General features: G+C 64.4%; 22 protein-coding genes, 1 tRNA gene and 1 pseudogene. 17 read left to right on the forward strand and 7 right to left on the reverse strand.

What is annotated here, in order from left to right:
* Window positions 1-3: 3 nt before the first annotated feature.
* The 7 genes from ntrC (at window position 4) to gyrA (ending at window position 10,933) form a co-directional block, all read left to right on the forward strand.
* The gene (gene ntrC, locus LRC39_RS13225) at window positions 4-1,446 is read left to right on the forward strand and encodes a nitrogen regulation protein NR(I) (protein ID WP_107344569.1); all 1,443 of its coding nucleotides are present in this window, start codon (window positions 4-6) and stop codon (window positions 1,444-1,446) included.
* A 159-nt stretch (window positions 1,447-1,605) separates the two neighbouring features.
* Entirely contained in the window at window positions 1,606-3,897 is a 2,292-nt protein-coding gene (locus LRC39_RS13230; RefSeq protein ID WP_107344570.1) for a sensor histidine kinase NtrY-like, read from the forward strand.
* A gap of 16 nt (window positions 3,898-3,913) precedes the next feature.
* A complete protein-coding gene (locus LRC39_RS13235) occupies window positions 3,914-5,281 on the forward strand; it encodes a sigma-54-dependent transcriptional regulator (RefSeq protein WP_107344571.1) in 1,368 nt (455 codons plus the stop codon).
* A 39-nt stretch (window positions 5,282-5,320) separates the two neighbouring features.
* The gene (locus tag LRC39_RS13240) at window positions 5,321-6,178 is read left to right on the forward strand and encodes a D-amino-acid transaminase (RefSeq protein ID WP_346294614.1); all 858 of its coding nucleotides are present in this window, start codon (window positions 5,321-5,323) and stop codon (window positions 6,176-6,178) included.
* A gap of 180 nt (window positions 6,179-6,358) precedes the next feature.
* The gene (hfq, locus tag LRC39_RS13245) at window positions 6,359-6,607 is read left to right on the forward strand and encodes an RNA chaperone Hfq (RefSeq protein ID WP_011158147.1); all 249 of its coding nucleotides are present in this window, start codon (window positions 6,359-6,361) and stop codon (window positions 6,605-6,607) included.
* 11 nt (window positions 6,608-6,618) lie between these two features.
* Window positions 6,619-7,989, forward strand: coding sequence for a GTPase HflX (gene hflX, locus LRC39_RS13250; protein ID WP_263988440.1), 1,371 nt, complete (start codon window positions 6,619-6,621; stop codon window positions 7,987-7,989).
* Window positions 7,990-8,191: 202 nt separating this feature from the next.
* The gene (gene gyrA / locus LRC39_RS13255; RefSeq protein ID WP_346294615.1) at window positions 8,192-10,933 is read left to right on the forward strand and encodes a DNA gyrase subunit A; all 2,742 of its coding nucleotides are present in this window, start codon (window positions 8,192-8,194) and stop codon (window positions 10,931-10,933) included.
* A 185-nt stretch (window positions 10,934-11,118) separates the two neighbouring features.
* Here the strand turns inward: gyrA and LRC39_RS13260 are convergent, their stop codons facing one another.
* A complete protein-coding gene (locus tag LRC39_RS13260; protein ID WP_107344575.1) occupies window positions 11,119-11,376 on the reverse strand; it encodes a hypothetical protein in 258 nt (85 codons plus the stop codon).
* Between the two features lie 339 nt (window positions 11,377-11,715).
* On the opposite strand from LRC39_RS13260, the gene coaD reads away from it, so the two are divergent.
* The 6 genes from coaD to tgt all read left to right on the forward strand — a co-directional run bounded on the left by coaD (window position 11,716) and on the right by tgt (window position 16,083).
* Window positions 11,716-12,225, forward strand: coding sequence for a pantetheine-phosphate adenylyltransferase (coaD, locus tag LRC39_RS13265; RefSeq protein ID WP_346294616.1), 510 nt, complete (start codon window positions 11,716-11,718; stop codon window positions 12,223-12,225).
* Window positions 12,226-12,241: 16 nt separating this feature from the next.
* The gene (locus tag LRC39_RS13270) at window positions 12,242-12,805 is read left to right on the forward strand and encodes a peptidylprolyl isomerase (protein WP_346294617.1); all 564 of its coding nucleotides are present in this window, start codon (window positions 12,242-12,244) and stop codon (window positions 12,803-12,805) included.
* A 9-nt stretch (window positions 12,806-12,814) separates the two neighbouring features.
* Entirely contained in the window at window positions 12,815-13,258 is a 444-nt protein-coding gene (locus tag LRC39_RS13275; protein ID WP_346294618.1) for a hypothetical protein, read from the forward strand.
* Entirely contained in the window at window positions 13,234-13,698 is a 465-nt protein-coding gene (locus tag LRC39_RS13280) for a peptidylprolyl isomerase (protein ID WP_107355679.1), read from the forward strand. The genes LRC39_RS13275 and LRC39_RS13280 overlap by 25 nt, the downstream gene beginning before the upstream one ends.
* A 172-nt stretch (window positions 13,699-13,870) precedes the next feature.
* Window positions 13,871-14,953: a tRNA preQ1(34) S-adenosylmethionine ribosyltransferase-isomerase QueA gene (gene queA, locus LRC39_RS13285; RefSeq protein ID WP_346294619.1), complete on the forward strand. Its 1,083-nt coding sequence runs from the start codon at window positions 13,871-13,873 to the stop codon at window positions 14,951-14,953.
* Window positions 14,950-16,083 carry a tRNA guanosine(34) transglycosylase Tgt gene (gene tgt, locus LRC39_RS13290; RefSeq protein WP_107355681.1) on the forward strand — a complete coding sequence of 378 codons (1,134 nt, stop codon included), beginning with the start codon at window positions 14,950-14,952 and terminating at the stop codon, window positions 16,081-16,083. Before queA ends, tgt begins: the two co-directional genes overlap by 4 nt.
* A gap of 66 nt (window positions 16,084-16,149) precedes the next feature.
* Here tgt and LRC39_RS13295 read toward each other — a convergent pair whose 3' ends face one another.
* Window positions 16,150-16,365: a hypothetical protein gene (locus tag LRC39_RS13295; protein WP_264052270.1), complete on the reverse strand. Its 216-nt coding sequence runs from the start codon at window positions 16,363-16,365 to the stop codon at window positions 16,150-16,152.
* A gap of 443 nt (window positions 16,366-16,808) precedes the next feature.
* On the opposite strand from LRC39_RS13295, the gene LRC39_RS13300 reads away from it, so the two are divergent.
* Window positions 16,809-17,054, forward strand: a complete 246-nt coding sequence (locus LRC39_RS13300; RefSeq protein WP_346294620.1) for a BrnA antitoxin family protein — start codon at window positions 16,809-16,811, stop codon at window positions 17,052-17,054.
* On the opposite strand, the gene LRC39_RS13305 is transcribed toward LRC39_RS13300, so the two are convergent.
* On the reverse strand, window positions 17,051-17,941 hold the full coding sequence (locus LRC39_RS13305) for a DMT family transporter (RefSeq protein ID WP_346294621.1): 891 nt from the start codon (window positions 17,939-17,941) through the stop codon (window positions 17,051-17,053). The two genes, LRC39_RS13300 and LRC39_RS13305, sit on opposite strands and share 4 nt — an antisense overlap.
* 189 nt (window positions 17,942-18,130) lie before the next feature.
* Here LRC39_RS13305 and LRC39_RS13310 point away from each other — a divergent pair, with 189 nt between their 5' ends.
* Both LRC39_RS13310 and LRC39_RS13315 read left to right on the forward strand, forming a co-directional pair.
* Window positions 18,131-18,532, forward strand: coding sequence for a RidA family protein (locus tag LRC39_RS13310; RefSeq protein WP_011158201.1), 402 nt, complete (start codon window positions 18,131-18,133; stop codon window positions 18,530-18,532).
* 90 nt (window positions 18,533-18,622) lie between these two features.
* Window positions 18,623-18,826: a hypothetical protein gene (locus LRC39_RS13315; protein ID WP_011158202.1), complete on the forward strand. Its 204-nt coding sequence runs from the start codon at window positions 18,623-18,625 to the stop codon at window positions 18,824-18,826.
* 113 nt (window positions 18,827-18,939) lie between these two features.
* Here LRC39_RS13315 and LRC39_RS13320 read toward each other — a convergent pair whose 3' ends face one another.
* Window positions 18,940-19,119: a light-harvesting protein gene (locus tag LRC39_RS13320; protein ID WP_011158203.1), complete on the reverse strand. Its 180-nt coding sequence runs from the start codon at window positions 19,117-19,119 to the stop codon at window positions 18,940-18,942.
* Window positions 19,120-19,144: 25 nt separating this feature from the next.
* Window positions 19,145-19,288, reverse strand: a complete 144-nt coding sequence (pufB, locus tag LRC39_RS13325; RefSeq protein WP_011158204.1) for a light-harvesting antenna LH1, beta subunit — start codon at window positions 19,286-19,288, stop codon at window positions 19,145-19,147.
* Between the two features lie 397 nt (window positions 19,289-19,685).
* On the opposite strand from pufB, the pseudogene LRC39_RS13330 reads away from it, so the two are divergent.
* Window positions 19,686-19,784: pseudogene (locus LRC39_RS13330) on the forward strand (transposase); the annotation flags it as partial.
* A gap of 131 nt (window positions 19,785-19,915) precedes the next feature.
* Here the strand turns inward: LRC39_RS13330 and LRC39_RS24590 are convergent.
* Complete coding sequence (locus LRC39_RS24590) at window positions 19,916-20,599, reverse strand: DUF4145 domain-containing protein (protein ID WP_430624891.1); 684 nt, start codon at window positions 20,597-20,599, stop codon at window positions 19,916-19,918.
* A gap of 65 nt (window positions 20,600-20,664) precedes the next feature.
* Window positions 20,665-20,740: transfer RNA gene (locus tag LRC39_RS13335), tRNA-Lys, on the reverse strand.
* Between the last annotated feature and the right edge of the window lie 128 nt (window positions 20,741-20,868).

A 20,868-nucleotide genomic window follows, 5' to 3' on the forward strand; every position in this document is an offset into this window, starting at 1 on the left:
CCAATGCCCGCAGGTAGTATTCTCGTCGCGGACGACGACACCGCCATCCGCACGGTACTCAACCAAGCGCTATCGCGCGCCGGCTACGAAGTGCGGCTGACCGGCAACGCGGCGACGCTGTGGCGTTGGGTGAGCCAGGGCGAGGGTGATCTGGTGATCACCGACGTGGTGATGCCCGACGAGAACGCGTTCGATCTGCTGCCGCGGATCAAGAAGCTGCGCCCGAATTTGCCGGTCATCGTGATGAGCGCGCAGAACACCTTCATGACGGCGATCCGCGCATCGGAGAAGGGCGCCTACGAATATCTGCCGAAGCCGTTCGACCTGAAGGAGCTGATCGCGATCGTCGGCCGCGCGCTTGCCGAGCCGAAGGAGCGGATCTCCAGCGCGAACGATGAAGGCGAATTCGACTCGATCCCGCTGGTCGGCCGTTCGCCGGCGATGCAGGAAATCTATCGCGTTCTGGCGCGCCTGATGCAGACCGACCTCACGGTGATGATCACCGGCGAGTCCGGGACCGGCAAGGAGCTGGTGTCGCGGGCGCTGCACGACTACGGCAAGCGTCGCAACGGTCCGTTCGTTGCCGTTAACATGGCGGCGATCCCGCGCGACCTGATCGAATCCGAATTGTTCGGCCATGAGCGTGGTGCCTTCACCGGCGCCAACACCCGAGCCTCGGGCCGGTTCGAGCAGGCCGAGGGTGGCACGCTGTTTCTCGACGAAATCGGCGACATGCCGATGGAAGCGCAGACCCGGCTGCTGCGCGTGCTGCAGCAGGGTGAGTACACCACGGTCGGCGGCCGCACCCCGATCAAGACCGACGTCCGGATCGTCGCTGCGTCGAACAAGGACCTCCGCGTCCTGATCCAGCAGGGCCTGTTCCGCGAAGACCTGTTCTTCCGCCTCAACGTGGTGCCGCTGCGGCTGCCGCCGCTGCGCGAGCACATCGAGGACTTGCCGGATCTGGTCCGGCACTTCTTCGCGCTGGCCGAGAAGGATGGCCTGCCAGCCAAGAAGCTCGACGCCGCGGCGCTCGAGCGGATGAAGCAGCATCGTTGGCCGGGCAACGTCCGCGAGCTCGAAAATCTCGCGCGCCGACTGGCGGCGCTGTACCCGCAGGAGGTGATCACCGCCTCGGTGATCGACGGCGAATTGGCGCCGCCGCCGGTGGTCGCGGGCGGCAACGCTCCGCACACCGTCGACAACCTCGGCGGCGCGGTAGAGATGTATCTGTCGTCGCATTTCTCGGGCTTCCCGAATGGTGTGCCGCCGCCCGGCCTCTACCACCGGGTGCTGCGCGAGATCGAAGTGCCGCTGCTCACCGCTGCGCTGGCGGCGACTCGCGGCAACCAGATTCGGGCCGCCGACTTGCTGGGGCTCAACCGCAACACCCTGCGGAAGAAGATCCGAGACCTCGACATTCAGGTCTACCGCACCGGCGGCTGAGACGCCGGGGCAAGCTTTTCGGCTGTGGACCGCGTACTCGCCCGAGGTGGCTCGGGCGAGGCGCCGCGATATTGTCGCAATTGAGCAACATTGTTGTAGGAATGCATCACACGGTCTGCTCAAAGCGGCGGCCGAACGCATTCAATGATTATTGCCGGAATGACCAGCGCAGAGACGTCGGCCCAACCCGTTGACGACCCCTCGATTGCCGAGCCGCGGCTGCGCACCTGGCGCAAGCTGCTGGCCCCGATGGCAGTCGGCATTGCGCTGTTCTCGGCGTTCCTGACCTTCATCGTCCTGACCGGCCTGACGCCGATCGCGCCGACCCGGGAAGTCGTGGTCAGCTTCCTGCTGATCAACGCCGTCACCATCCTGCTGCTGCTCGGTATCATTGCCCGCGAGGTCTGGAAGGTGGTCCAGGCCCGCCGGCGGGGGCGGGCGGCGTCGCGGCTGCACATCCAGATCGTCAGCCTGTTTTCGGTGATCGCGGTGCTGCCGGCGGTGCTGGTGTCGATCGTCGCCAACGTCACGCTCGACCGCGGCCTCGACCGGCTGTTCTCCGGCCCGACCCGGGCGGTGATCCAGAACTCGCTGATCGTCGCCAACGCCTATCTGCACGAGCACGGCCAGCTGATCCGCGGCGACATCCTCGGCATGGCGAACGACATCTCGCACGCCCGGGCGCTGTTCGACCTCGACCGCAAATCCTTCCGCGAATTCCTGACCAACGACGCCGCCACCCGCAACCTGCCGGGCGCGATGCTGATCGACAAGGACCGCAACATTCTGGAGGCGGCGCAGAACGGCATCCGCCGCGACTTCGACGTGCCGGCGCCGGAGTTTCTGAAGAACGTCGACGACACCGAACCGCAGATCGCGGTGTTCATCGAGGCCAATTACGTCGCCGCGGTGATCCGGCTGAAGGGCTTCGAAGACACCTTCCTGTACGTCGCGCGCTTCCTCGATCCGCACGTCGTGGCGCAGTTACGCCAGACCCAGGCCAGCGTCGCCGAATATTCCGAACTCGAAGCGCGCCGGCTTGGCGTCCAGGTCGCGTTCGCGCTGATGTTCACGGTGATCGCGCTCACCGTGCTGATGTCGGCGGTTCTGATCGGCCTGAACTTCGCCAATTGGCTGGTGGCGCCGATCCGCCGCCTGATGGGCGCAGCGCATCTGGTCTCGACCGGCGACCTGCACGTCCAGGTGCCGGTGTCGAAATCCGAGGGCGACCTGTCGCAGCTCGGCATGACCTTCAACAAGATGACCCAGGAGCTGCGCACCCAGCGCGACGAGCTGGTCAGCGCCAGCGAGTTGATCGATAGCCGGCGCCGCTTCATCGAGGCGGTGCTGTCGTCAGCGAGCGCCGGCATCATCGGCGTCGACGGCTCGCTGTCGATCGGCATCCTCAACCGCTCCGCCGAGAAGCTGATCGGCCACGCCGAGGCCGAAGCGCTTGGCCATCCACTGTCCGAGATCATCCCCGAGCTCGACGAGATCATGGCCAATGCGCGCGAGGGATCGCAGCGCCTGGTGCAGGGCCAGATCACCATCATCCGCGACGGCCGCGAGCGCATCCTCAACGTCCGCGTCACCGCCGAACAGACCGGCCATACCAGCGACAGCTACATCATCACGCTCGATGACATCACCGAGCTGGTGTCGGCGCAGCGCACCTCCGCGTGGGGCGACGTCGCGCGCCGCATCGCGCATGAGATCAAGAATCCGCTGACGCCGATTCAGCTCTCAGCGGAGCGGATCAAGCGCAAGTTCGGCAAGGTGATCGTCGAGGACAAGAGCATCTTCGAGCAGTGCACCGACACCATCGTCCGTCAGGTCGATGACATCCGGCGCATGGTCGACGAATTCTCGCGGTTTGCCCGGATGCCGAAGCCGGTGATCGAAGGCGAGGATGTCGGCGACACCGTGCGGCAGGTGGTGTTCCTGATGCGCGTCGGGCATCCCGACGTCGACATCGAAACCGAGATCAAGGACGAGCCGCTGCACGCGCGGTTCGACCGCCGCCTGATCTCGCAGGCGCTGACCAACATCATCAAGAATGCCACCGAGGCGATCGAGGCTGTGCCCGAGGAAGAACTCGGCAAGGGCAAGATCGAAGTGGTGGCGGCACGCGACGGCGACTTCGTCGTGATCGACGTGATCGACAACGGCATCGGTCTGCCCAAAGAAAGCCGTTCGCGGCTGCTCGAACCCTACGTCACCACCCGTGAGAAGGGCACCGGCCTCGGTCTTGCGATCGTCGGACGTGTGCTGGTCGACCACGGCGGCGGCATTGAACTCAACGACGCATCCCACGTTCGTCCAGGCCAGCGCGGTGCATGGATGCGCCTTCGATTCGCGATGTCCGGTCAGCCGGCATCACCTCCCGGATCGGGTGAACCAAAACAGCAGGCCGAGAACGAACCAAGGATAGCGGCTGCCAGCGGCAGCTAAAGCGACAGGCGCGACCATGGCGAATGATATTCTGATCGTCGACGATGAAGCGGACATCCGCGATCTCGTTGCCGGTATTCTCGAGGACGAAGGCTTCTCCACGCGCACTGCGCGCGACAGCGATTCGGCGCTGGCCGAGATCGCCAATCGGCGGCCGAACCTGATCTTCCTCGACATCTGGCTGCAGGGCAGCAAGCTCGACGGTCTGCAATTGCTGGAGCAGATCAAGAAGGATCACACCGACGTCCCGGTGGTGATGATCTCCGGCCATGGCAACATCGAAACCGCGGTCGCGGCGATCAAGCGCGGCGCTTACGACTTTATCGAAAAGCCGTTCAAATCCGACCGGCTGATCCTGGTGGCGACGCGTGCGCTCGAAACTTCGCGGCTGAAGCGCGAGGTGCGTGAATTGAAGCAGCTCGCGCCGTCGGCATCGACGCTGGTCGGCCGCTCCGCCTGCATCAATCAGCTGCGCCAGACCATCGAGCGCGCCGCCAAGGCCAACAGCCGGATTCTGATCGTCGGCCCGTCCGGCGCCGGCAAGGAGCTGGCGGCGCGGACGCTGCACAATTCGTCGTCGCGCGCCGAGGGGCCGTTCGTGGTGATCAATGCCGCGGCGATCACTCCGGAGAAAATGGAAATCGAGCTGTTCGGCGTCGAAGCCAACGGCGAGCATTCGCGCAAGGCCGGCGCGCTCGAAGAGGCGCACGGCGGCACGCTGTTCATCGACGAAATCGCCGACATGCCGCGCGAGACCCAGAACAAGATTCTGCGTGTCTTGGTGGAGCAGACCTTCCAGCGCTGCGGCGGCACCACCAAGGTCAATGTCGACGTCCGCATCATCTCGTCGACGGCGCGCAACCTCGAAGAGGAAATCGCTGCCGGCCGTTTCCGCGAAGATCTGTATCATCGGCTTTCTGTGGTGCCGATCCGCGTCCCGCCGCTATCTGAGCGCCGCGACGACATTCCGGAACTGATCGAGTACTTCATGGAGCAGATCTCGGCGGCGACCGGCCTGCCGCGCCGGCAGATCGGCCAGGACGCGATGGCGGTGCTGCAATCGCATGTCTGGCCCGGCAACGTCCGCCAGCTCCGCAACAACGTCGAGCGGCTGATGATTCTGGCCGGCGGCGGACCGGATGCGGTGATCACCGCCGACATGCTGCCGCAGGATGTCGGCTCGATGGTGCCGACGATGCCGACCGGCAATAATGGCGAGCACATCATGGGCCTGCCGCTGCGCGAGGCTCGCGAGGCGTTCGAGCGCGACTATCTGATCGCGCAGATCAGCCGGTTCTCCGGCAACATCTCGCGCACCGCCGAGTTCGTCGGCATGGAGCGCTCGGCGTTGCACCGCAAGCTCAAGGCGCTCGGCGTCGGCTAAGCCGTCCTTCCATTCATATCTCAGACCTGGATTCAATCGATGTCGCGCATCGCCTATGTCAACGGCCGTTATCTCGACATGCGCGATGCGAGCGTGAACATCGAAGATCGCGGCTATCAGTTCGCTGACGGCGTCTATGAAGTCTGCGAAGTCCGCGGCGGCAAGCTGGTCGACATGCCACGGCACTTGGCGCGACTGCAACGCTCGCTCGGCGAATTGCGGATCAAGGAGCCGATGCCTCTTTCGGCCTTGTCGGTCGTGATGCACGAAGTGGTGCGGCGCAACCGGGTGAACCATGGCATCGTCTATCTGCAGGTCACGCGTGGCGTGGCGCGGCGCGATCACGGTTTTCCAGCCGCGTCGGTGAAGCCCGCCGTGGTGGTGACGGCGCGCAGCCTCGATCCGGCCAAGGGGCAGGCCAATGCCGCCCACGGCATCAAGGTGATCACGCTGCCGGAGAACCGCTGGCCGCGGGTCGATATCAAGTCGACGGCGCTGCTACCCAACGTGCTGGCCAAGCAGGCGGCGCGCGAGGCCGGTGCCTATGAGGCGTGGTACTTCGACCGCGACGGTTATGTCACCGAAGGCTCCTCCAGCAACGCCTGGATCGTCACCAAAGAGGGCCGGGTGGTGACCCGCTCGGCCGAGGCCGGCATTCTCCCCGGCGTCACTCGTGCGGTGCTGATGGATGCGTTCGAAGCGCTGCAAGTTCGGTTCGAGGAGCGGCCGTTCACGCCGGCCGAGGCCGCCAGTGCCGCCGAGGCATTCGTCACCGCGTCCAGCCAGATCGTGATGCCGGTGGTGGCGATCGACGGGCAGCCGATTGGCGACGGCAAGCCGGGCGCATTGGCCAAACGTCTAAGAGAGCAGTTTCACCGATTTGCGGTGTTTTCTTAAGCTTTGCGGCGCGGGGAGCATCCAGTCGGGGTTTTAGTTGCTTGCTTAAAAGCCATGCCTACCCTCTAATCGGATGTCGGCTTCCGGAGGGGGATCTCGGAGGAGTCGGCAACCGGGGTGGAGCTCCGATAGAGAGACGCGCACCGGCAAGAAAAGACAAAACCAATTGCGGGATAAAAAATGGCGGCAGACCGCGCACAAAACCTTCAAGACACTTTCCTCAACCACGTACGCAAGACAAAGACTCCCCTGACGATCTTTCTGGTCAACGGGGTGAAGTTGCAGGGTATTGTCACCTGGTTCGATAATTTTTGCCTTTTGTTGCGGCGCGACGGTCATTCGCAGCTCGTCTACAAACACGCGATCTCGACGATCATGCCGGGGGCGCCGATCCAGCTGTTCGAAAGCGGCGAGGACTCGCCAGCTTGAGGCGGGCCTGATTGGAACCCCGCAGCATTGACGGGGGCGCCGATCGTCCGCGATCGGGGCAGGGCGGAGAGACCGGACGAGTCATCGTTGTCGGTCCGTATTTGCGCGCGCGTCGGGGCGATCCGGACGCCGCGGATACGGCTGTCCGCGACAACGACGCGCGGCTCGATGAAGCCGCGGGTCTTGCGCGCGCCATCGACCTCGACGTCGTCGAGGCGGTGCTCACGCCGATCAGCCAGATTCGTCCCGCGACCTATCTCGGCAAGGGCAAGGTCGAAGAGATCGTCGGGCTGATTGCCGCGCACGAAGCCGACCTCGTGGTGATGGATTGCGCGCTGTCGCCGATCCAGCAGCGCAACCTGGAGAAGGCCTGGAACGCCAAGGTGCTCGATCGCACCGGCCTGATCCTGGAAATCTTCGGGCGCCGCGCCAAGACCCGCGAAGGCACTCTCCAGGTCGAGCTGGCGCATCTCAACTATCAACGCTCACGCCTGGTCCGCTCGTGGACCCACCTCGAGCGCCAGCGCGGCGGCTTCGGCTTCATGGGCGGCCCTGGCGAAACCCAGATCGAGGCCGACCGCCGGCTGATCGGCGAGCGCATCACCAAGCTCGAGTCCGAGCTGAAGAAGGTGCAGGCGACGCGGCGGCTGCATCGCGCCGGCCGGCAGCGCGTGCCGTATCGCGTGGTCGCGCTGGTCGGCTACACCAACGCCGGCAAGTCGACGCTGTTCAACCGTCTGACGCGGGCCGACGTGCAGGCGGCCGACATGCTGTTCGCAACGCTCGACCCGACGCTGCGCGCGATCGAGCTGCCGCACGGCGGCAAGGCGATGCTGTCCGACACCGTCGGCTTCATCTCCAATCTGCCGACCCAGCTCGTCGCTGCATTCCGCGCGACGCTGGAAGAGGTGCTGGAAGCCGATCTGATCCTGCACGTCCGCGACATCAGCCACGAGGATGCCGAAGCGCAGCAGCACGACGTCGACAACGTGCTGCGCCAGCTCGGCGTCGATGCGGCCAGCGGCCGAATTGTCGAAGTCTGGAATAAGATCGACCGCTTCGAGCCCGAGCAGCGCGACGAGTTGAAGAATATCGCGGCACGCCGGCCCGAGGATCATCCGTGCCTTCTGGTGTCGGCGGTGAGCGGCGAGGGCGTCGATGACCTTCTGCTGGCGATCGAGCAGCGCCTGGCCGCCACCCGCACCGTGCTCGATCTGTCGATCGATGCGGCGGACGGTGCCGGCGTGAGTTGGCTCCATCGCAACACCGAGGTGCTGGCGAAGGATCTGATCGACGGCCGATACGCCATGACGGTGCGGGTCGAGGACAACAAGCGCGACGTCGTGGTCGACCGTTTCGGAGCGGTGCCGCGGCCGGATTGAGGGCGCGAATCGGCGCTTTGCGGAAGCGCCGGTCGCGGCAATTTCGGCGCCTTTCGCGAAGGCTTTTCGCGGTCGTCGAAAACGCCCCGTAAGCCTTTGGAAAAACGAACGGAAAAACCTTCGAAAACCGCGCCCGAAAGGGTGGTTCACAACACCCCGATACGCTATACGAATCCGATCAGATTCTGACCGGAATTCACCCTTGTCCGACAAAGACGACGAGAAGCCCGGGGAGCCGCTGGCGCCCTCGGATATTCGCCCCGTATCCATTCTCGACGAGATGAAGCGCAGCTATCTCGATTACGCGATGAGCGTGATCGTGGCGCGAGCGCTGCCGGATGCGCGCGACGGGCTGAAGCCGGTGCATCGCCGTATCCTGTACGGGATGTACGAGAACGGCTTCGAGTGGAACAAGCCGTATCGCAAGTCGGCGCGCACCGTCGGCGACGTCATCGGTAAGTATCACCCGCACGGCGACCAGTCGGTGTACGACGCGCTGGTCCGCATGGCGCAGAACTTCTCGATGCGCGTGCCGCTGATCGACGGTCAGGGCAATTTCGGTTCGGTCGACGGCGATATGCCGGCGGCGATGCGGTACACCGAATCCCGCCTGACCAAGATCGCGCAGACGCTGCTCGACGATATCGACAAGGACACCGTCGACTTCCAGCCGAACTACGACAATTCGGAACGGGAGCCGCAGGTTCTTCCGGCCAAGTTCCCGAACCTGTTGGTGAACGGCGCCGGCGGCATCGCGGTCGGCATGGCCACCAACATCCCGCCGCACAATCTCGGCGAGGTGATCGATGCCTGTATCGCGCTGATCGACGATCCGGCGCTGTCGATCGATGACCTCAACAAGATCGTGCCGGGCCCTGACTTCCCGACCGGCGGCATCATCCTCGGCCGCGCCGGCATCCGCGCCGCCTATCAGACCGGCCGCGGCTCGATCGTGATGCGTGGCAAGGTCGAAATCGAGACCGTCCGCAAGGACCGTGAAGCGATCATCGTCACCGAGATTCCGTATCAGGTGAACAAGGCCACGATGGTCGAGCGCATCGCCGAACTGGTGCGTGAGAAGAAGATCGAAGGCATCGGCGATCTGCGCGACGAATCCGACCGCGACGGCTTCCGCGTGGTGATCGAGCTGCGCCGCGACGCCGTTCCGGAAGTCGTGCTCAATCAGCTCTACAAGTTCACGCCGCTGCAGACCAATTTCGGCGCCAACATGGTGGCGCTGGAAGGCGGCCGGCCGCTGCTGATGAACCTGAAGGATCTGCTGACGGTCTTCGTCGCATTCCGCGAACAGGTCGTCACCCGCCGCACCAAATTCCTGCTCAACAAGGCGCGCGATCGCGCCCACATCTTGGTCGGCCTCGCGATCGCGGTGGCGAATATCGACGAGATCATTCGGGTGATCCGCAATTCGCCCGATCCGAACACGGCGCGCGAGACCCTGATGTCGCGCGACTGGCCGGCGGCGGATGTCGCGGCGATGATCACGCTGATCGACGATCCGCGCCACAAGCTCAACGAGGACGGCACCGCGCGGCTGTCGTTCGAGCAGGCCAAGGCGATCCTCGATCTGCGGCTGCAACGCCTCACCGCACTGGGACGCGACGAGATTTCCGAAGAGCTCGACAAGCTCGCGGTCGAAATCGCCGATTATCTGGAAATCCTGCGCTCGCGGGCGCGGGTGCAGACGATCGTCAAGACCGAGCTCGGCGAGGTCAAGGCCGAGTTCGCAACGCCGCGCCGGACCGAGATTGTCGAGCAGGAAGGCGAGGTCGAAGACGAAGACCTGATCCAGCGCGAGGACATGGTGGTGACCGTGTCGCACGCCGGCTACGTCAAGCGGGTGCCGCTGTCGACCTATCGGGCGCAGCGCCGCGGCGGCAAGGGCCGCTCCGGCATGGCGACGCGCGAGGAGGATTTCGTCTCACGGCTGTTCGTTGCCTCGACGCACACACCGGTGCTGTTCTTCTCGTCGCGCGGGCAGGTCTACAAGGAGAAGGTCTGGCGGTTGCCGCTCGCGCCGCCGAACGGCCGTGGCAAGGCGCTGATCAACATCCTGCCGCTGGAGCAGGGCGAGCGCATCACCACGATCATGCCGCTGCCGGAGGACGAAGCGTCGTGGAGCGAGCTCGACGTGATGTTCGCCACCACCGGCGGCAACGTCCGCCGCAACAAGCTGTCCGACTTCGTCGACGTCCGCCGCTCCGGCATCATCGCGATGAAGCTCGACGAGGGCGAGGCGATCGTCGACGTCCAGATCTGCACCGAGCGCGACGACGTGCTGCTGACCGCCGCCGGCGGCCAGTGCATCCGCTTCCCGGTGCCGGACGTGCGCGTGTTCAGCGGCCGCACCTCGATGGGCGTGCGCGGCATCGCCCTGTCGTCCGGCGACAAGGTGATCTCGCTCAGCATCCTGCGTCACTTCGAGGCGACGCCGGCCGAACGCTCGACCTATCTGAAGCAGTCCGGCGCGATCCGCCGTGCCGCGACCGGTGAGGAGAACGAGCCGATCGAGACGCCGGAAGCTGAAGCCGAGGAGGGCGATACGTCCGCGGCGCTGTCGCAGGAGCGCTATGCCGAGATGTCGGCGTCCGAGCAGTTCGTGCTGACGATCTCGGAGAACGGCTACGGCAAGCGGACCTCGTCGTTCGAGTACCGCACCACCGGGCGCGGCGGCAAAGGCATCGTGGCGATGTCGGTGAACAGCCGCAACGGCAAGCTGATAGCGTCGTTCCCGGTCGAGGACTCCGACCAGATCATGCTGGTGACCGACAACGGCCAGCTGATCCGCTGCCCGGTCGAAGGCATCCGCGTCGCCGGCCGCTCGACGCAGGGCGTGATCGTGTTCGACACCGCGGATGACGAGAAGGTGGTCTCGGTCGAGCGCATCCCGGAGACCGACGACGGCGACAACGGCAACGGCGGCTAGGCCGCCGCTCGAGGAAAGGCGGCGGTTCCGCTCGCCGCCTCTGCGCCACGCTGTGGCGCCGTCAGCCGGTTTCACGATCGCCGGAATCGAAAGACCCCCGAGGGGGCAACTCGGGGGTCTTCGGTACAGAGCGCCCTTGGAGGGAAGCGCTTTGCGGAAACTAGCGGTCGGATAACGCCAAAACCTTAATGTCGTTCCGCGGTCACCAGCCGCGCCTGACCGATCGGCGCGTGGCTGGCATTGGCGTTGCGGAGGCAGGACGGCTCGAAATTCGGCCAGGCCTGCTCCGAGCAGGCGGTGCCGAGGGGACGGATGTCGAGCCGGTCGCCCTTGGCCAGAGCCTGCGGAACGCTGGCTTCGACCTGCGGGGCAAAGCCCGGAAGAATGGTGACTGCCGCGGCAGCAAAGGCGGCGATCGCGATCACGGAAAGAGCCTTGATCATGACGGTGTCCCCTGTCGTCTCGATGGTCCGGCCGTTTCGGCCTGGAGTGCTTTGTCGCTTCCCGATGCGGCTGGTTTACCCAGCGCTGGTTTCAGAATGTCTTCATCGCCCGGCCATTCAGGTTTCATGACCGCGGGGATTTGTTTCTTGGCTTTCGGGCGCATGAAACAAACCTGTAAAAACGTGAGTGTTTTCAGGCGCCTCGCGTTACCATGCAGAAGACGCGCGACGCCGCGATCCGGTTCGATCCGCAGCGCGAAATAAATCCGCGGCCGGACTGCAGTTTTGAAGGAACTGGCGCCGCTTGCTCGATCCCGCGCGCCGCGCTAGACGGGCCGGATGTCACGCATCGCGCTTTATCCGGGCTCTTTTGATCCCGTCACCAACGGCCATCTCGACGTCGTCCGCCACGCCGTGGCGCTGTGCGACAAGCTCGTGGTGGCGATCGGCATTCATCCCGGCAAGAAGCCGCTGTTCACCACCGAGGAGCGCCTCGCGATGGTCGAACGGGTGTTCGGCCCGGTCGCCAAGGCGGCCGGTTGCGCGTTCGGCTGCACCACCTACGACAATCTCACCGTGACCGCGGCCGAGAAGGTGGGGGCGACCATCATGATCCGCGGCCTGCGCGACGGCACCGATCTCGACTACGAGATGCAGATCGCCGGCATGAACGAGACCATGGCGCCGGCAATCCATACCGTTTTCCTGCCGGCTTCGGTCGGCGTGCGCCCGATCACCGCCACACTGGTGCGGCAGATCGCTGCGATGGGCGGCGACGTCTCGGCCTTTGTTCCGGCCGAGGTGGCGTCCGCTCTGACATCCAAGTTTGCCGCCGGCTCGCCGGCCTAACCGACCCGGAGTTTTCATGATCCGTCTGATCGGCCTCTTCGCGGCGCTGCTGTTCGCGCTGCCGGCGCTGGCGCAGCCGCTGCCCGCCAATCTCGACAAGCAGAACGCGCTCGTCATCGACACCACCAAGGGCCGCATCGTGATTGCGCTCCGCGCCGACATCGCGCCCAAGCACGCCGAGCGGCTGAAGCAGCTTGCCCGCGAAGGCTTCTACAACAACGTGCCGTTCCACCGGGTGATGGGCGGCTTCATGGCGCAGACCGGCGACGGTCAGAACTTCAACGGCACCGGCGGTTCGAAGTATCCGAACCTGAAGCAGGAATTCTCCAACGTGCCGTTCACCCGCGGGGTGGTCGGCATGGCCCGGCGCGGCGACAGCGTCGACAGCGCCAACTCGCAGTTCTTCATCATGTTCGCCGACGGCCCGAGCCTGAACGGCCAGTACACCGTCATCGGCAATGTCGTGTCCGGCATGGATGTCGTCGACAAGCTGAAGAAGGCTTCGCCGTCCTCGCCCGGCGGCGCCGTGACCGATCCGGATAAGATGGTGAAGGTCCAGGTCGCCTCCGACGTGAAATAGGCGATCTTAATGCTGCCGCGCCGACTGACGACAGTCGCGGTAGCCTTTATCGCAGGGGCGATCGGTTTCGCCGTTCGCCCCGCGTCTGCGCAGAACGCGCCGATCGACAATCTCAACGCATTGTTTTCCGCGATGAAGCAATGCTGGCGTCCGCCGCGTCTGCCGGCCGGGAATCCCGGCATGCAGATCACCGTGCTGGTGAGCTTCACGCGCAGCGGTGAGATCCTCGGCAAGCCGCGGATCACCTTTGAAAGCCCGGAGGCCGGCCGGGACGACAGCCTGGCCTATCGCGTTGCGGTGATGGAGGCGTTGCAGCGATGCACGCCGCTGCCATTCACGCCCTCGATGGGGGGCGCCGTCGCCGGACGTCCGTTCACGCTGCGGTTCGACGATCGCAGACAGAGTCCCAAACCAACAGAGAAGAGAGCATGGCTGATAACGACAACATCCTGATCCTCGAAACCACCCAGGGCACCGTGAAGATCGAATTGCGCCCGGATCTGGCGCCGAACCACGTCGCCCGGATCAAGGAGCTGGTGCGCGAGGGCTTCTACGACGGCATCGTGTTCCACCGCGTGATCGAAGGCTTCATGGCGCAGACCGGCTGCCCGCAGGGCACCGGCATGGGCGGCTCCGGCAAGAAGCTGAAGGCCGAGTTCAACGCCGAGCCGCACGTCCGCGGCACCGCGTCGATGGCCCGCGCCGCCAATCCGGACTCCGGCGACAGCCAGTTCTTCATCTGCTTCGACGACGCGCGCTTCCTGGACAAGCAGTACACCGTCTGGGGCAAGGTGATCGAAGGCATGGAGAACGTCGACAAGATCAAGCGCGGCGAGCCGGTCAAGGATCCGGACAAGATCGTCAAGGCGAGCATCGCGGCCGACGCTGCCTAAGCGTCGCTCGCGTCAGCCAACTAAGGCTGACATCACTACAATGAAGGTGTCATGCCCGGGCTTGACCCGCCTGCGGGGCCGTAGCCCTCTTCGGCGCGGCGGAGGCCCGGGCATCCATCTTTTTGAAGAGGATGGATTGCCGGGTCGAGCCCGGCAATGACGTACTGGAATCATGCGCACCGATCTGTTCGATTTCGATCTGCCTGCCGAGAACATCGCGCTGCGGCCGGTGAGCCCGCGCGATGCCGCGCGGATGCTGGTGGTGCGCCCGGGCGCGTCGCTCGAAGATCGGATCGTGCGCGATCTGCCGTCGCTGCTGGCGCCCGGCGATCAGCTGGTGGTCAACGATACAAGGGTGATCGCGGCACAGCTGACCGGTCGCCGGATCGGCCGCGGCCTCGAGCCAAAGATCGAAGCGACGCTGATCAAGCGGCTCGACGGCGCGCGCTGGCAGGCGCTGGTCAAACCCGCCAAGAAGCTGGTGCCGGGCGATGTCGTTCGCTTCGGTCACGACGGCCGGGTCTGTCTGCTCGGTCATCTCGACGCCACTGTGGAGGCCAAGGGCGAGGCCGGCGAGGTGACGCTGGCGTTCTCGTTCCATGGCCCGGTGCTCGACCAGGCGATCGCGGAGATCGGCGCCACGCCTCTGCCGCCCTATATCGCGTCCAAGCGCCCGCCCGACGCGCAGGACACTACCGATTATCAAACCATGTTCGCCGCCAATGAGGGCGCGGTCGCGGCGCCGACCGCGGGGCTGCATTTCACCGCCGAGCTCGAAGCTGCGCTCGCCGCGCGGGGCGTCGGCCTGCACCGGATCACGTTGCATGTCGGGGCAGGGACGTTCCTGCCGGTGAAGGCCGAGGACACCAGCGAGCATCGCATGCACGCCGAATGGGGCACGATCAGCTCCGGCACCGCGGAGGCGCTGAACGCAGCGCGTGCGGCGGGAGGCCGGATCGTTGCGGTGGGGACGACGTCGCTGCGCTTGTTGGAAAGTGCGGCGCGCGATGACGGCCACATTGCGCCATTCGCCGATGAGACCTCGATCTTCATCACGCCGGGCTATCGCTTCCGCGCTGTCGACGTGCTGATGACCAATTTCCACCTGCCGCGGTCGACGCTGTTCATGCTGGTGTCGGCATTCTGCGGTCTCGACAGCATGCAGGCGGCCTACGCCCACGCCATTCGAACCGGCTATCGGTTCTACTCTTACGGCGACGCCAGCCTGCTGTTCCGGAACGACATCACCCCATGACCGTGCCCAATCACTTCGAACTGCTCGGAACCGACGGCGCCGCGCGCACCGGCCGGCTCACCACACCGCATGGCGTCGTTCGCACCCCGGCCTTCATGCCGGTCGGCACCGCGGGCGCCATGAAGGGGCTGCACTGGCGCGAAGTCCGCGACGCCGGCGCCGATATCGTGCTCGGCAACACCTATCACCTGATGCTGCGGCCCGGCGCCGAGCGGATCGCGGCGCTCGGCGGCCTGCAGCGCTTCACCACCTGGAACGGTCCGATGCTGACCGACTCCGGCGGCTTTCAAGTGATGTCGCTGGCGCAGCTTCGCAAAGTCAACGAACAGGCGGTGACCTTCCGCTCGCACATCGACGGCGCTGCGATCGAATTGTCGCCGGAACGCGCGATCGAGGTGCAGCGTCTGCTCGGCTCCGACATCGCGATGCAGCTCGACGAATGCGTGCGGCTGCCGGCGGACCACGCCGATATCGAGCGGGCGATGCAGTTGTCGCTGCGCTGGGCGGAGCGCTGCAAGCGCGCCTTCGAAACCGCGCCGGATGGCTACATGCTGTTCGGCATCGTGCAGGGCGGCGACGTGCCGGAGCTGCGTCACGCCTCGGCGCAGGGGCTGATCGACATCGGCTTCCACGGCTATGCGATCGGCGGCCTCGCGGTCGGCGAGCCGCAGGACGTGATGTTGGCGATGATCGAGGAGGCGGCGCCGATCCTGCCCGCGGAGCGGCCGCGCTATCTGATGGGCGTCGGCACGCCGGAGGACATGCTGGAAGCGGTGGCGCGCGGTATCGACATGTTCGATTGCGTGATGCCGACCCGCAATGGCCGCCACGGCCTGGCGTTCACGCAGTACGGCCCGATCAACCTGCGTAACGCCAAGCACGCCGACGATCCGCGGCCGCTCGACGAGGAGAGCGACTGGCCGTCGGCGCGCACTTACTCGCGGGCGTATCTGCACCATCTGGTGCGGTCGAGCGAGACGCTCGGCGCGATGCTGCTGTCGGAGATCAACATCGCCTACTATCAACGGCTGATGCGTGACATCCGCGCCGCGATCGCCGCGGGTCAGTTCGAAGAGTTCAGGCTCCGCACCCGCGCCGGCTGGGAGCGGGGCGACATCGCGGCGCGATGATATACGACGCGAGCGACGGTCGACCGTTCGCCGCGCAACCTGCCGACGCCTGATGGATCGAATGAGTTAGTTGCAGGAAAAGCGTTTCACCGTGTGCTTGGTCACGAAACCATAGCCGCAGGTGTCGCAGGTCCACAGATAGCTCACCACGCTCTCGGTGAGATACGCCGATGCTTCGGCTGCGACCATCGAGTCGGCGCAGACCGGGCAGGTAGGAAGATCGCTGCCGCGTGGTGCGGGACGAGGAACGTTGGTCGACAGGACTTCAGCAATCGCCGGCATCGTGACCTCCTCATCTTCCAAAAGCGTTGGACCTGATTGGTTGAACAGATCTGACTGGTTGAATGGCCTGAGAGTTCGAATGAACCTAAACGTCAGGCACGTGTTCGACTGAAGTGATCACCACCTCAGTTGCACGAACTATACACTAGGAACTCTGACGATGTCGCAACACAAATGCGTTCGTTTTGAGAAATTCGATTCTGCACTGCACGCCTCGCGCGAGCTTTGCCGCCGACATCTCGATTGCGAACAGGATCGTTAGCGATTCAATTACTATTGCGGCCGGCAAGGGGGCGTGATCAACCGGTGATGAAGCCTGTCACAGCTGAGTCTTGTGCGCCGCGATGCGCGGCGTTCGTTCAACTGTCGTGAAGCGGGCTCGCCGGTCATTCGACGAGTCACATCAACGCCTTAAGTCTGCTCAACCTGCCGAGAAAACCGCCATGTCGCAGCCGCCCCGCCGACCCCGCACGCTGAACGATGCCCGCACTGAGGCGGAGGCCGCCTTCAAGAAGGTTACGGCCAAGCCGGTGGAAGCGCCGCCGAAGCGGCAGGCAGTGCCGGGCGTGAAGGAGATGGTTTCGCTGCGGATCGATCAGGCCGTGCTGGAACACTTCCAGGAGGGCGGCCCGGGCTGGCAGGATCGCATCAACGCCGCGCTGCGCAAGGCCGCCGGCCTCAACGACTAGCGTGCATTCCGGATCGAGGCTGCGGCGGGCGGTCGCGGTCCGCCGCGCAGATTGAGCAGGTTGCCGGTCAGGATCAGTGCGGCGCCGATCACCGTGTAGGCGTCGAGCCGCTCGCCATACAGCAGCCAGCCCGCGGTTGCCGACAGCGGCACCCGCAGGAAGTCCATCGGCACCACGATGGTGGCGTCTGCGTAGGTCAGCGCCCGCGCCATGCAGTAGTGCGAGAACGTGCCGCAGAACGCGATGGTCACAATCCAGGCCCAGACATAGGCCGACGGCCATTGCCACAGCCACAGCGCCGGCACCAGGCCGGCAGCGCTCTGGATGGTCAGCATCCAGAAAATGATCGCGAGCGTGCTCTCGGTGCGGGTCAGCGATTTCATCAGCGTGACCGAAATGCCGAAGCCGACGGCGGCGCCGAGTGCGATCAATTGTCCCGGGTCGATCGAAGAGGTGGCGGGACGGACGATCACCACGACGCCGATCAGCCCGAGCACCACGGCGGTGATCTTCCAGACGTTCATGTGTTCGCCGAGGAAGGTCGCGGCCAGGATCGCGATCCAGATCGGCATGGTGAACTCGATCGACACCACCTGGCCGATCGAGATCAGCGTCAGCGCGTAGAACCAGCCGATCTGCGCGGCGTAGTGCACCAGGTTGCGGCTCAGATGCGCGAGCGGCCGTGCCGTCGCCATCGCGGTCAGCCCGCCGGCCTTGTGGATCAGCGGGTACAGCATCGCGAAGCCGATCAGCGAGCGCAGTTCCATTACCTGAAACACGCTCAATTCGCGCAGCGTCTCGCGGCCGGCGACGGCGACGATCACCATCAGCGCCAGCCAGCCGGCCATCCACAGCGCGGCCTTCAACATCGAGGGAGAGCGGGTCATCGCGGCGGTTTGGCTCGTTGATGGCGTCGGCGTTTCCTGAGGTCGCTCTATCTTCGACAACGGCAGGCTTGGCAACCGCCGCGCCGCAGAGGCCCGTCTGCGGCCGCTGCGGTTGATTTCCGCCGCCGCTTGTGCGCGCAATTGCCGTCAAAGCGGCGGACAAGCCGGTGACCTAAGGGAGGATCGACGATGCGGGTGCTGCAACCGGATGGATGGGCCAAGCCGCGAGGTTTTTCGCACGGCGTCGCCTTCAACGGTCCCGGCCAGTGGCTGGTGCTGGCGGGGCAGACCGGCACCAATGATCAGGGCGAGTACGAATCGGACGATCTCGCCGCGCAAGTCGGCGCGGCGCTGCGGCGCGTGACGCGGCTGCTGGCGGAGGCCGGAGCGGGCCCTGAGCACATCGTACGGCTGACCTGGTATCTCACCAGCCGCGCCGAATACGAGGCCGCTGGAGCCGGAATCGGTGCGGCCTGGAAGGAGACGCTGGGCCGGCACTTTCCGCCGTCGACGCTGCTCTATATCGGCGGGCTGGTCGATCCCCGGGCCAAGGTCGAACTCGAGGTGACGGCGTTCGTGCCGGCGCGGTGACGCAGCCTGGGCGACTTAGCCTTGCGGATGCTTGCCAGCGCGGCCGGTTTCGGCCAATGAGCCGCGAGCTTTTCCAAGGAGTTTCGTTCGATGACCCAGCGCTCGACCTCGGCCGATTTCGTCACCGCCTTCGCCACCGGCTGGCCGGAGGCTCAGCCGGAGGTGATGATCCTGTCGCTGACCACCCAGAAGGGCGTGCAGGACTTCGCCCTGACCAAGGAGCAGGCGCTGCTGGTCGCCAAGACCATCAAGCGCACCGCGACCGCGCTGGCCGCGCCGAAGGCGAGGGCCTGACCGCGCGCCGCGGCAGGGCATTCAAAGGCTCGCCGCGGCAGCGTGCTCCCAAACGAAAACCGGGCCCCTTTCGGAGCCCGGTTTGGCAACACAGCTCAGAAGAGCAGTATTGATTAGCCGACGTTGACCGACGACTCGATCGCCGCGGCCTTGCCGTTCCAGTACTTCGAGAACCAGGTGGTGTGCGACAGCACAGCGAAGTGCACCAGGATCGCGATCACGGTGACGCTGCCGAGCAGGAGCGGGAGACCGACGGTCGGCTTCACCACAGTCCAGATACGAGCTTGATTCATATTCTATACTCCTTTGGGCAGCTAATTAGTGCAGCCAGGGCGAGTAAACGTAGGCGAGGAAGTGCGCGACGATCGCGATCGCACCGAAAATGCGGGTGCCATCGATCACGTGCTTGTGGAGCTCTTCGGACTCCTCGACCGTCAGGCCGGTCAGCGTCTTGTCAGCCATTTTGAGACCTCATAATGGGGTTTCTGCGCATCGCCGAGCCGCATTGCGGCCCTCGATGGCGCGCATATTGACCCGCTCCCCCCGACCGAACATTGAGCCGGCTCAAATTTTCGTGAGCGCCGCGTGATCCGTTGGTCGTAAGGCGGTATTATAATGACATTTCACGCGCATTCTCAGTTGCGGCTTCTGCTTGTCCAGACGGTTTCGATTCTCGCACGCCATGGCCATTGCGGAATAAACCTTCTGATCTGCCAGGTGCTGGTTCGGCTCAGGACTTTCCGCCGACTCTTATTAGAGAGTGGCAGAGGGGGCTGTGGTGGCGGACCGCCTGACCTTCCCCTGAGTCCTTCCTCCAGTTGGAGTCCGGCCCTGACGAGGACGGACTGATTAAGCGAGCAGGTTTACGGAAGAGCAGATCATCGCGGTGCTGAAGGAGCACGAGGCCGGCGCCAAGACGGCCGATCTGGCGCGCAGGTTCGGCATTTCCGAAGCAACGCTTACATCGGTGTTGATGACCACCGAAAGGTCAGAATCGAACTACCCTGAAATTATTGGACGCGATTTTGAGACATCCCGCAGGTCGTCACTGTGAAAAAGTGGAGTGCCGATTCATAAGTGGATGAGGTGCTAGATTGATTGCGCGGGGGGCTGTCGTCCCTTAGCTCCCGCGTTCGCCAAGCCCCGTTCAATTTGAGCCGTGAGCACGAAGAGGAAGTTGCCGAGGGCCTCTGCAAATTCCACCGATTGCTTGGCTTCTGTAGGAGAAACGTGGGGTTTGTCGGCGTCTGCATGTCGAGGGCGATTAGATCCCAATCGGACCGCGTGCGCCCAATCGGCCATACCCTTGGTCAGTAAGTTCTGCTCAAGGGCTTTATCGATGCGAGAGTAAAGCGAGCCTTCACTGAGGCCGCGGGCTTTAAGCATTGCGTCCACAGCGCTCCCAGCCATGACGGCTGCAGCGTCTGGAGCATGTAGCGTTTCGAAGGCTTGCTGTAAGTATTTGCGTGCCGCCTCAGGCAGGTCTTTATGAGCCGATTTTGACTGTGGAAACATCCCGGTCCAATCCACAGAGGTGCCATGAACCTTACCACTGACCGTTAATACAGATCCGCAAGATGAGCAGACAAAGCAGCCCCAGTTTTGGGGTATCCCGCCGTCTTTCCGCGGAATCGGTCCCTGACTAGCCCAAGCAACAGAAAAGTGCGGATTCGCTATTGAACAGTGTGGGCAGCGGTCGAGGTTGTTTAGCTGCTCACCGAACCGCGGTCCCGAAGAAGTACTGAAAACCTTTGTTTCCAAGTGGCCCTCCATGTGGCCCAAATCGAATTTCGAAGTACGCTATAGGGGGCAAAACATCATAACCCATTGAAATATCATGGTGAGCGCGGAGGGACTCGAACCCTCGACCCCATGATTAAAAGTCACGTGCTCTACCGGCTGAGCTACGCGCTCACGTGAGGCGCTGTGTAGGGGGCGGGGCCGGCGGGGTCAATACCCGCGGTGACGGCGCCAGCCTCAGCAAAAGCCGAATTGGCTCAAGCCCACAGATATTTATCCAGTCTTCCTCGTGCAACCAATCA

Source organism: Rhodopseudomonas sp. P1, from assembly GCF_039642825.1.
In the GTDB taxonomy this organism is placed as follows: Bacteria; Pseudomonadota; Alphaproteobacteria; order Rhizobiales; family Xanthobacteraceae; genus Rhodopseudomonas; species Rhodopseudomonas palustris_H.

Bases quoted from the DNA above. Each gene is read 5' to 3' on its own strand.
- ntrC (WP_107344569.1), top strand. From the start codon at position 4: ATGCCCGCAGGTAGTATTCTCGTCGCGGACGACGACACCGCCATCCGC.
- LRC39_RS13230 (WP_107344570.1), top strand. From the start codon at position 1,606: ATGACCAGCGCAGAGACGTCGGCCCAACCCGTTGACGACCCCTCGATT.
- LRC39_RS13235 (WP_107344571.1), top strand. From the start codon at position 3,914: ATGGCGAATGATATTCTGATCGTCGACGATGAAGCGGACATCCGCGAT.
- LRC39_RS13240 (WP_346294614.1), top strand. From the start codon at position 5,321: ATGTCGCGCATCGCCTATGTCAACGGCCGTTATCTCGACATGCGCGAT.
- hfq (WP_011158147.1), top strand. From the start codon at position 6,359: ATGGCGGCAGACCGCGCACAAAACCTTCAAGACACTTTCCTCAACCAC.
- LRC39_RS13260 (WP_107344575.1), bottom strand. From the start codon at position 11,376: ATGATCAAGGCTCTTTCCGTGATCGCGATCGCCGCCTTTGCTGCCGCG.
- coaD (WP_346294616.1), top strand. From the start codon at position 11,716: ATGTCACGCATCGCGCTTTATCCGGGCTCTTTTGATCCCGTCACCAAC.
- LRC39_RS13270 (WP_346294617.1), top strand. From the start codon at position 12,242: ATGATCCGTCTGATCGGCCTCTTCGCGGCGCTGCTGTTCGCGCTGCCG.
- LRC39_RS13275 (WP_346294618.1), top strand. From the start codon at position 12,815: ATGCTGCCGCGCCGACTGACGACAGTCGCGGTAGCCTTTATCGCAGGG.
- LRC39_RS13280 (WP_107355679.1), top strand. From the start codon at position 13,234: ATGGCTGATAACGACAACATCCTGATCCTCGAAACCACCCAGGGCACC.
- queA (WP_346294619.1), top strand. From the start codon at position 13,871: ATGCGCACCGATCTGTTCGATTTCGATCTGCCTGCCGAGAACATCGCG.
- tgt (WP_107355681.1), top strand. From the start codon at position 14,950: ATGACCGTGCCCAATCACTTCGAACTGCTCGGAACCGACGGCGCCGCG.
- LRC39_RS13295 (WP_264052270.1), bottom strand. From the start codon at position 16,365: ATGCCGGCGATTGCTGAAGTCCTGTCGACCAACGTTCCTCGTCCCGCA.
- LRC39_RS13300 (WP_346294620.1), top strand. From the start codon at position 16,809: ATGTCGCAGCCGCCCCGCCGACCCCGCACGCTGAACGATGCCCGCACT.
- LRC39_RS13305 (WP_346294621.1), bottom strand. From the start codon at position 17,941: ATGACCCGCTCTCCCTCGATGTTGAAGGCCGCGCTGTGGATGGCCGGC.
- LRC39_RS13310 (WP_011158201.1), top strand. From the start codon at position 18,131: ATGCGGGTGCTGCAACCGGATGGATGGGCCAAGCCGCGAGGTTTTTCG.
- LRC39_RS13315 (WP_011158202.1), top strand. From the start codon at position 18,623: ATGACCCAGCGCTCGACCTCGGCCGATTTCGTCACCGCCTTCGCCACC.
- LRC39_RS13320 (WP_011158203.1), bottom strand. From the start codon at position 19,119: ATGAATCAAGCTCGTATCTGGACTGTGGTGAAGCCGACCGTCGGTCTC.
- pufB (WP_011158204.1), bottom strand. From the start codon at position 19,288: ATGGCTGACAAGACGCTGACCGGCCTGACGGTCGAGGAGTCCGAAGAG.
- LRC39_RS24590 (WP_430624891.1), bottom strand. From the start codon at position 20,599: ATGGAGGGCCACTTGGAAACAAAGGTTTTCAGTACTTCTTCGGGACCG.